At 71.3% G+C, this 10,841-nt stretch carries 1 protein-coding gene; it reads left to right on the top strand.

Annotated elements, in window-relative coordinates:
* Positions 1 to 82 precede the first annotated feature (82 nt).
* On the top strand, positions 83 to 10,841 hold a 10,759-nt coding region (locus tag IEY86_RS35000; RefSeq protein ID WP_444545860.1), incomplete at its 3' end, for a non-ribosomal peptide synthetase.

Here is a 10,841-nt window from a genome sequence, read left to right as displayed (position 1 = left end):
CGACCGCGAGGCCCTGCCCGCGCCCGAGTTCACGGCCGCCACCGGCGCCGGGCATGTCGAGCCCCGCACCGACACCGAGCGTGTGCTGGTCCGCATCTGGGCCGACGTCCTCGGGGTGGACCATCTCGGGATCGAGGACGACTTCTTCGCGCTCGGCGGCGACTCGATCCTCAGTGTCCGGGTGCTCTCCCGGATCCGGGACGCCTTGGGAACGAGGCTCGCCCCACGGGCCCTGTTCGACGCCCGCACGATCGCACGGCTCGCGCGGTCACTGCCCGCCGATGGCCGCGGCGACGACGAAGCGCGGATCACCCCCGTGCCCCGCGACCGGCCGCTGCCGCTGTCCTCCGCCCAGCAGCGGATGTGGTTCCTCGACGACCTGACCGACGGGGGGACCGAGTACAACACCGGTGTCGGCCTACGGCTGTCCGGGCCGCTGGACCTCGTTGCCCTGCGGTCCTCGCTGGACGCCCTGGTGGAGCGGCACGAGTCACTGCGGACCACGTTCGACACCGTCGACGGGCGGGGAGTGCAGATCGTCGCCGCCCAGGGCTCGATTCCGCTCAACCGGGTGGACCTGTCCTCCCTCGCCCCGTTCGAGCGGGAGGCCGCTGTGGAGGAGGCGCTCGCCGAGGAGCTCAGCCGCTCGTTCGACCTGCGCAACGGTCCCCTCACCAGGGCTGTTCTCGTACGTCTCGCCGACAACGAGCATGTGCTCCTGCTCAGCCAGCACCACATCGTCACCGACGGCTGGTCCGTCGGGATTCTGGTGGACGAGCTGGCCCAGCTGTACGCCTCCGTCGCCGACCCGCACGCGACCGAGCCCTCCGAGCTGCCCGAACTGTCCATCCAGTACCCCGACTTCGCGGTCCGGCAGCGGGAACGGTCGGCCGGCCCGGAGTACGACCGGCACCTGTCGTACTGGAAGGACAAGCTCGCCGGTATCGAGCCGCTCGAGCTGCCGACCGACCGGCCCCGCCCCCCTGTGCGGACGACCTCGGGCGCCGTGCACCGCCTCGATCTGCCCGCCGGGCTCGTGGCGGAGCTGGGGAGGGTCGGGCAGGCCCACGGCGCCACGCTGTTCATGGTCCTGACCGCGGCGACACAGGTACTGCTGTCCCGGTACGCCAACCAGCCGGACATCGCCGTCGGCACCGCGACCTCCGGCCGCGACCGGGCCGAACTCGAAGGGCTTGTGGGGTTCTTCGTCAACACCGTGGTCCTGCGCTCCACCGTGGACGGGCAGCGTACCTTCGGGGACTTCGTGGCCGAGGTCCGCGAGACCGTCCTGGAGGCGTTCGCCCACGACGAGATGCCCTTCGACCGCCTCGTCGAGGAGCTTGCCCCCGAACGCGACCCGAGCCGCACCCCGCTGGTGCAGGCCCTCGTCGTTCTCCAGAACGCCATGGTGCGGCCACGCGAGAGCGCGGGGCTGCGGATCACCGAGCACGACCTGCCGCGCCCGTCCGCCCGCTTCGACCTCGTGGTGGAGTTCCTGCCCCGCGCCGACGACTCGCTGAATCTGACGGTCGAGTACAGCACCGACCTCTTCGACGCCTCCACCGTCGAACGGCTCGCGGAGCACCTGCGCGTCCTGCTCACCGGGATCGCCGAGGATCCGGACCGGCCGCTCGCCGAACTGCCGCTGCTCACCGACGCCGAGCGGCATCGGCTGCTGGTGGACTGGAACGGCGTCGAGCGGGCCGTACCGGACCAGGTGCTGCCCGAGGTCTTCGAGGCGCAGGTGGCACGCACGCCCGACGCCATGGCCGTCGTGTGCGACGGCACCGAGCTGTCCTACGCACGGCTGAACGAGCGCGCCAACCGTCTGGCCCGTCTGCTGATCGCGGCAGGCGCGGGTCCGGAGCGCTTCGTCGCGCTGGCTCTGCCGCGTTCGGCGGAGCTCGTCGTGACGCTTCTCGCGGTGCTCAAGGCGGGAGCCGCGTATCTGCCGGTCGATCCCACGTACCCGGCCGAGCGGATCGCCTTCATGCTGGACGACGCGGCCCCCGCGCTGGTGGTCACCGCGAGCGAGGTGGCCGATCGGATTCCGGTGGCGCCGGGCGCCCCGCGCCTTGTCCTGGACGGCCCCGAACTGCCGGACATGCTCACCCCGCTCCCCGGCGGCAATGTGACCGATGCCGAGCGGGCCCGTCCGCTCTCGCCCCGGCATCCCGCCTACGTCATCTACACCTCGGGTTCGACCGGGCGGCCGAAGGGTGTGGTCGTCGCCCACGAGAGCGTGGTCGATCTGGTGGCCTGGGCGGCCCGGGACCTCGGCGCCTCGGGACTGGCCCGGGTGGTGGCGTCCACCTCGCTCAACTTCGACGTCTCGGTCTTCGAGATCTTCTGCCCCTTGATGCTCGGCGGCAGCATCGAGGTCGTGCGCGACCTGCTCGCGCTGGGCGAGCGCACCGAGGGCATCTGGAAGGCGAGCCTGGTCAGCGCGGTGCCATCGGCGTTCTCCCAGATCCTCGCGCAGGGCACGGTCCCGGTCACCGCGGACACCGTGGTGCTCGCGGGAGAGGGGCTGTCGGCCAGGACCGTGCGGGAGATCCGGTCGGCGATGCCGGGCAGCAGGATCGCCAATATCTACGGCCCGACCGAGGCCACCGTCTACGCCACCGCCTGGTACTGCGACGCCGACGCGCCGGACCGCGAGCAGGCGCCGCCGATCGGCAGGCCGCTGGCCAACACCCGTGTCTATGTCCTCGATTCGGCGCTGCGGCCGGTGCCCCCCGGTGTCCCGGGAGAGCTCTACCTCGGTGGGCGGGGCCTGGCCAGGGGCTACCTGGGCCGCCCGGGGCTGACCGCGCAGCGGTTCACCGCCGACCCGTTCGGCCGGCCGGGCGCGCGGATGTACCGCACGGGGGACATCGTGCGCTGGAACGCCGAGGGAGAGCTGGACTACCTCGGCCGGGTGGACCACCAGGTGAAGGTCCGGGGCTTCCGGATCGAACTCGGCGAGGTCGAGGCGGCGCTGGTCGCGCACGAGGGCGTCGCCGAGGCGGTGGCGGTCGTGACGGAGACGGCCGGGACGCAGGCTGCCTCCACGGGGGGCGGCGTGACCGAGGGCGGCGGTCACAAGCGACTGGTCGCCTATGTCGTTCCCGCTGTACGCGGGCAGGCCCTCGAACCGGGTACGCTGCGCGCCTTTGCCGGTCGGACACTGCCGGACTACATGGTGCCTTCGGCGATCGTGCCCCTGGACCGGCTGCCGTTGAACCCCAATGGAAAGCTGGACCGCGGCCGTCTGCCCGCCCCCGACTGGGGAGCCGCTGCCTCGAGCGGCGGCCGTGTGGCGCCGAGAACGCAGACCGAGCGGACCCTGGCGCGGATCTGGGCCGAGGTGCTGGGTCTGGAACAGGTGGGTGTCGAGGACAACTTCTTCTCGCTCGGCGGAGACTCGATCCTGAGCATCCAACTGGTCTCGCGGGCCCGCGACGCCGGGCTCGCCGTGACGTCCAGGGATGTCTTCCTCCACCAGACGATCGCCTCCCTCGCCCCCGTGGCCGACCGGGCCCAGGCGGATACGGCACCGGTCGCACGCACGGCGGTCACCGGACAGGTTCCGCTGACGCCCATTCAGCACTGGCTCTTCGAGACCAACCCCGAGCGGCCAGAGCACTTCAACCAGTCCATGGCCGTCGATCTGGCCGAGGACGTGGACGAGGCCGCCCTGCGTCGTGCCCTGGCCGCGGTAGTGGCCCACCACGAAGCGCTGCGGACCCGCTTCGAGCGGTCCGGGGGCGGAACCCAGTGGCGTCGGCACGCTCCGAACGAGTCCGACACCGCGCCCGCCGATGTGCTCCGGCGTATCGACCTGTCCGCCCTGGAGAGTCCGCAGGCACGGGCGGACGCGATGGCCCACGCCACCGCGAGGACGCACCGCGGCTTCGACCTCGACAGCGGCTCTCTGCTGAAGGCGGTGCTCTTCGACCGCGGTGCCGACCAGCGGCCCGTCCTGTTCCTCGCCGTCCACCACCTCGTGGTCGACGCGGTCTCCTGGCGCATCCTGCTCGAAGACCTGGACACCGCATACCGGCAGCTCAAGCAGGGCGAGAGTGCTCAACTCGGCCCCACCTCAACCTCATTTGCCGAGTGGTCGGTGCGCCTGACCGAGCATGCCTCGGCCGGCGGGTTCGACGACGAACTCGACCACTGGAGCACCCTCAGCGATACCTGTGACCCGGCCCTGCCGGTCGACCTCGCCGGCCCCAACACCGTCGCCTCCACCCGCACGGTCCGCGTCCGGCTCGACGAGGACGAGACCAGGGCACTGCTGCAACAGGTGCCCGGCATCTACCGGACCCGGATCAACGACGTCCTGCTCAGCGCGCTGGGACGGGTGCTGAGCGGATGGACCGGACGCGACCGAGTACCGGTGGACCTCGAGGGCCACGGCCGCGAGGAGATCTTCGAGGGCGTGGACCTGTCCAGGACCGTGGGCTGGTTCACCACGATGTTCCCCGTCGCGCCCGCGGTGCCCGCGGGGGACTGGGGGAACGCGCTGAAGTCGGTCAAGGAGCAGCTGAGGGCCGTACCGCGACGCGGCCTCGGCCATGGGGCGCTGCGCCACCTAGCGCCCGACAACGCCGTGACCGGCAGCTGGACGCCCGGCATCAGCTTCAACTACCTGGGCCACCTCCAGCTGCCGGTGACCCCGGAAGGGCTGTACCGGGCGATGCACGGCGAACTGGAGCTGGACGCCGACCCCGAGGCCACCCGTCCGCATGTGCTCGACGTCGTGGGCAGGGTCGAGCACAAGTGCCTGGAGTTCACCTGGTTCTACTCGGGGAATGTGCACCAGGAGGCCACGGTCGGTGAGCTGGCGGACGGGCTTGTGACGGCGCTGCGGCAGATCATCCGGCACTGCGCCGAGCCCGGCGCGGGTGGTCGCACCCCCTCGGACTTCCCGCTGGCCCGACTCGACCAGGCCACCGTGGACCGGCTGGCCGGGGACGGGCGGTCGGTCGAGGACATCCACCCCCTCACGCCGACGCAGGCCGGGATGGTCTTCCACCGGCTCTCCCAGGACGACCAGGGCGTCTACTTCCAGCAGCTCTCCTTCGTCCTCGACGGCGTGGCCGACCCCGGATTGCTCGCGCGGGCGTGGCAGCGCGTCGTCGACCGGACCCCGGTGCTGCGCTCGCGAGTGGTCTGGGACACCGTGGACGAGCCGCTTCAGGTGGTCGAGCGGGATGTCACCGTGCCCGTCGCGCACCACGACTGGACCACCCTGTCCGACGACGAACGACGTGCGGCCCTGGACCGGTTGCTCGACCGGGACCGGGCGCGGGGCCTGGACCTCGCCGTCGCCCCGCTGATGAGGGTGGCGCTCGCCCGGCTGTCGGACACCGAGGTGCGGGTGGTGTGGACGTTCCACCATGTGCTGCTCGACGGGTGGAGTCTGTTCCAGGTCCTGTCCGACGTCTTCGCCTGCCATGCCGGGCTGCGGCGCCATGGCCCGCAGGCCGACGCCGGCCGACTCGCGCTGCCCGCCCGGCGCCCGTTCCGCGACTATGTGGCCTGGCTGGGTGAGCGCGACCGCGGCGAGGCCGAGGAGTTCTGGCGGCGGCGGCTCGGCGACCTGTCCGAGCCCACCGCGCTGCCGTACGACCGCCAGCCCGTCGAGGCCCACCGCGCCGAGTCCTCACACAGCCTCAAGGTGGCGCTGCCGCCCGAACAGTCCCAGCGGCTGCGTGAGTTCGCCCGCAGCGGTGGACTGACCGTCAACACCGTCGTCCAGGGGGCATGGGCCCTGCTGCTGTCGCGGTACAGCGGGCAGCGCGAAGTCGTCTTCGGCACCACGGTCTCCGGCCGCCCGCCGGAGCTGCCCGGGGTGGAGTCGATCTGCGGCCTGTTCATCAACACCCTGCCGACCCGCGTCGCCGTCGCCGGTACGCGGAGCCTGCTGAGCTGGCTGCGCGAACTCCAGCTGGCGCAGACGGAGGCACGGCGCTTCGACCATGTCTCCCTCGCCCAACTGCGGGCCTGGACCGACCTCCCCGACCGGGTCAATGTCTTCGACAGCATCGTCGTCTTCGAGAACTACCCGATCAATGACGAGGCCGCTGCCGCGCATGACCTGCGGCTGCGCGATCTACAGGGCATCGAGACGACCAACTACCCGCTCGGCGTGGTGGCCTACCCGGGCGACGAGCTCGGACTGGCCCTTGGCTATGACCCGCGTCTGTTCGACAGCGCGACGATCGAGCGGATGGCCGCGCACCTGGTGGAACTGCTCGCCGGGATCGCCGCCGACCCCGACCGCTGCCTGGGCGACCTGCCGATGCTCACCGACACCGAACGGCGCCAGGTACTGGTGGAGTGGAACGACACCCGGCACGAGGTGCCCGCCGCGACCGTTCCCCGCCTGTTCGCCGAGCAGGCCGGGCGCACTCCGGACGCCGTTGCCCTGGTCATGGACGACGGCGACGTCACCTTTACCGAACTGGAGTCGAGGGCCAACCGCCTGGCACAGCGGCTGATCCGCCTCGGTGTCCGGCCGGAACACCCGGTCGCGGTGCTGATGGACCGCGGCGCCGACCTCGTGGTCGCGGAGCTCGCGACGCTCAAGGCGGGCGGTGCCTATGTGCCGTTGGACGTACGGGCCCCGCGGTCGCGGCTGCGCTTGCTGCTCTCCGGGACCGGCGCCGAGGTCCTGCTGACCGACCGGGTGTGGGAGACGACGGCCGCGCGGGCGCACTGCGGCCATCTCGTCCTCGTGGACGGCGACCCGTCGCTGCTCGACGAGCCCGACGAGCGGCCCGACGTGAAGCTCCACCCGGACAATCTCGCCTATGTGATGTACACCTCCGGCTCGACCGGCCGCCCCAAGGGCGTCGCCGTGCGGCACCGGGACGTGGTGGCGCTCGCGTTCGACCGGTGCTTCGGAGGCGGCGGGCACGACCGGGTGCTGGTGCACTCGCCGCAGGCGTTCGACGCCTCCACCTATGAGCTGTGGGTGCCGCTCCTGCGCGGCGGCCGGGCCGTGCTGGCCCCGCCCGGAGACCTCGACGTCGACACACTGCGTCGGTCGGTCACCGAGCACGGCGTGACGGGTCTGTTCCTCACCTCGGGCCTTTTCCGGATGGTGGCCCAGGAGTCACCTGAGTGCCTGGCCGGCGCTCGCGAGGTGTGGACCGGCGGAGAGGTCGTCCCGGCGGCGGCGATGCGCCGGGTGCTGGACGCCTGCCCCGGCCTGACCGTGGTCGACGTCTACGGCCCCACCGAGACCACGACGTACGCCACCCGGCGGGCCATGGACAGCGTGGACGCCGTCCCGGACGTGGTGCCGATCGGACGGCCCCTGGACAATGTGCGGACCCATGTTCTCGACAGCGGGCTCCGGCCGGTGCCTCCAGGTGTCCCGGGTGAGCTCTGCATCGCGGGCGAGGGTGTGGCACGCGGATACCTCGGACGGCCGGCGCTGACGGCGGAACGCTTCGTGGCCGACCCCTTCGGCCCCGCCGGCAGCCGGATGTACCGCACCGGCGATGTGGTGCGGTGGCGCGCCGACGGCGAGCTGGAGTTCATCGGACGCGCCGACGACCAGGTGAAGATCCGCGGCTTCCGCATCGAACTCGGCGAGATCGAGGCCGCGTTGCAGCGGCACGACGACGTGGCCGAGGCGCTGGCCGTCGTGCCGCGCGACAGCGCGGGACGCAAGCGCCTGGCGGCCTACCTGGTGCCGGCGCCCGGCTCCACCGCGCCGAGTCCCGAGACCCTCCGGGAGTTCCTGGGCGCCACCCTGCCGGACTACATGGTCCCGTCCGCCTACGTCACGCTGGACGAACTGCCGCTCAACGCCAATGGCAAGGTCGACCGCCGACGCCTGCCCGCCCCCGACTGGGGATCGGCCGCGAGCGTCGGCCATGTCGCCCCCCGCACCGATGCCGAGCGGACCCTCGCCGAGATCTGGGCCGGCCTGCTCGACGTGGATCTCGTGGGCGTCGAGGACAACTTCTTCTCCCTCGGCGGCGACTCGATCCTGAGCATCCAGGTCGTCTCCCGCGCCCGTCAGGCCGGCCTCAACCTCATGCCGCGCGACCTCTTCCAGCACCCGACCATCGCCTCGCTGGTCACCGCCATGACCGAAGCGGCGCCGACGGCGACGGCCGACCGGGGGCCGGTCACCGGTGAGGCACCGCTGACCCCGATCCAGCACTGGTTCTTCGACACCCAGACGGTGCGGCCGGAGCACTTCAACCAGTCCGTCATGGTGGAGCTGACCACGGGCGTGGAACTCGAGGCGCTGCGTCGCGCCCTCGACGCGCTGATGACTCAGCACGACGCGCTGCGGACGCGGTTCGAGCGTGGACACGGACAGTGGCGGCAGCACTGCGAGCCGGTCCGGCCGATGGATGCCTTCCAACGGCACGATCTGTCCCGACTCCTCGCGGACGCGCAACGCGAGACCATGACGGCGGTCACCGGGGAGATCCACGCCGGATTCGACCTCGGTACGGGCCCGCTGCTGAAGGCTGCGCTGTTCGACCTCGGAGCGGGGCGGCATCCGGTGCTGTTCCTGGCCGTGCACCACCTGGTCGTCGACGGCGTCTCCTGGCGCATCCTGCTGGAGGACCTGGACCGCGCCTACCGTCAGGCTTTGGAGGCCGGGCCGTCCGGAACCGTCGACCTCGGCCCCCGGACCACCTCGGTGCTGGACTGGGCCCAGCGGCTCAGCGCACACACCGCGGACGGTGGCTTCGACGACGAGCTGGACCACTGGACCCAGGTGGCCCGAGTGACCGCGAGGCGCACCTCCCGGCTGCCCGTGGACGGCCAGGGCGACAACACCATCGGCTCGATGCGCTCGCTCACCGTCCGGCTGGACCCGGAGACCACCAGGGCGCTCCTCCAGGAGGTGCCGGACGTCTACCGGACCCAGGTCAATGACGTCCTGCTGAGTGCCCTCGGCCGTGTGCTCTCCCAGTGGACGGGCAGCACTCGGGTGCCGATCGAACTCGAGGGTCACGGCCGCGAGGAACTGCTGGACGGCGTCGACCTGTCCAGGACGGTGGGCTGGTTCACCACCATGTTCCCCGTCGCGCTCGAGGTGCCCGGGGGGGAGTGGGGCGATGCGCTCAAGTCGGTGAAGGAGCAGCTGCGTTCGGTGCCTCGGCGCGGTCTCGGGTATGGAGCCCTGCGGTATCCGGCCGCCAAGGGCGGGAGCGAAGGGAGCGAAGGGCACCACGGGGGTAGCGGGCACCACGGGGGTGGCGGGCGCAACGGGCATGGGCTCGCCGATGCCGTGTCGCCGCAGATCAGCTTCAACTACCTGGGTCAGTTCGACTGGCCGAGCACCGGGGACGGGCTGATCCACGCCGTGCGGGGCGGACTGGACGGCGAGGCGGGGGCGGAGTCCGCCAGGGCGCATCTGCTGGATGTCGTGGGCCGGGTCGAGCAGCGGTGCCTGGAGTTCACCTGGTACTACAGCGCCGACGTTCACGCCGAGACGACCGTGCAGCGTCTGGCCGGCCAAATGCGCACGGCGCTCCGGGAGATCGTCGAGCACTGCGCCCGTCCGGGAGCCGGCGGACGCACTCCCTCGGACTTCCCGCTGGCCCGCCTCGACCAGGCCGGAGTGGACCGACTCGTCGGGGACGGACGGGAGGTCGAGGACATGTACCCGCTGACGCCGATGCAGGCCGGAATGCTCTTCCACAGCCTGGTCGACGCCACCTCGGACGCCTACGTCAACCAAGTGCAGCTGCGCCTCTCCGGAGTGTCCGACGCCAGGGCGCTCGGCGAGGCCTGGCAGCGGGTCGTGGACCGCACCCCGATCCTGCGCAGCCGGATCGTCTGGGAAGGGGTGGCCGAGCCCTTGCAGGTGGTGCAGCGCGAGGTCACCGTGCCGGTGGCACACCACGACTGGACCGGGCTGGCGGACGCTCAACGAGATCTGGAACTGCGGGCGTTGCTCGACGACGACCGGGCGAGGGGGCTTGACCTGGGTGTCGCCCCGCTCATGCGGCTGACGATGGCCGCACTGCCGGACAACGAGATTGTGCTGATCTGGACCTTCCACCATGTCCTGCTCGACGGGTGGAGCGCGGCCCAGGTGTTCGGTGAGGTCTGCGAGCAGTACGCGGCCATCGACCGGGGCACGCACGCCGCTCCCGTGGCACGGCGTCCCTTCCGCGACTACCTCAAGTGGCTGGGCGAGCAGGACGCTTCGCAGGCCGAGCACTACTGGCGTGGCGTGCTGTCCGGCTTTGACGCACCGACGCCGCTGCCCTACGACCGCTCGCCCGTCGAAGCCCACCGCGCCGAGTCCTCCGGCACCTTCCGGCTGACGCTCTCGGCCGAGCAGTCGCAGGCACTGCGGGAGACCGCACAGNTGTCGCGGTACAGCGGTGAGTCGGACGTGGTGTTCGGCACGACGGTGTCCGGGCGTCCGGCGGAGCTGGCGGGTGTGGAGTCGATGGTCGGCATGTTCATCAACACCGTGCCGACGCGCGTGTCCTTGGACCCCGACAAGGCTGTGGTGACATGGCTGCGGGAGCTTCAGGAGGAGCAGTCGCAGTCACGGGCGTTCGACTTCGTCTCCCTTGCCGAGTTGCAGGGCTGGAGTGAAGTCCCCGGCGCCGTCCGCCTGTTCGACAGCATCGTCGTCTTCGAGAACTACCCGTTCGACGACGAGGCCATCACCGCGCATGGCATCGGTGTGGGCGAGACCCGCGACCTGGAGCCGACCAACTACCCACTCACCGTTGTGGTGTCACCGGGCGAACAGCTCTCCATCGCTCTCGACTACGACCCGGCGTTGTTCGATGTGGGGACGGTGGAGGGGTTGGCGGGGCGTTTGGGGTTGGTGTTGTCGGGTGTTGTTGGTG

This window comes from Wenjunlia tyrosinilytica (assembly GCF_014646055.1).
Classification (GTDB): domain Bacteria; phylum Actinomycetota; class Actinomycetes; order Streptomycetales; family Streptomycetaceae; genus Wenjunlia; species Wenjunlia tyrosinilytica.
Note: the sequence above shows the minus strand (reverse complement) of the source record. Positions and strands in the feature narration are given on the sequence as shown.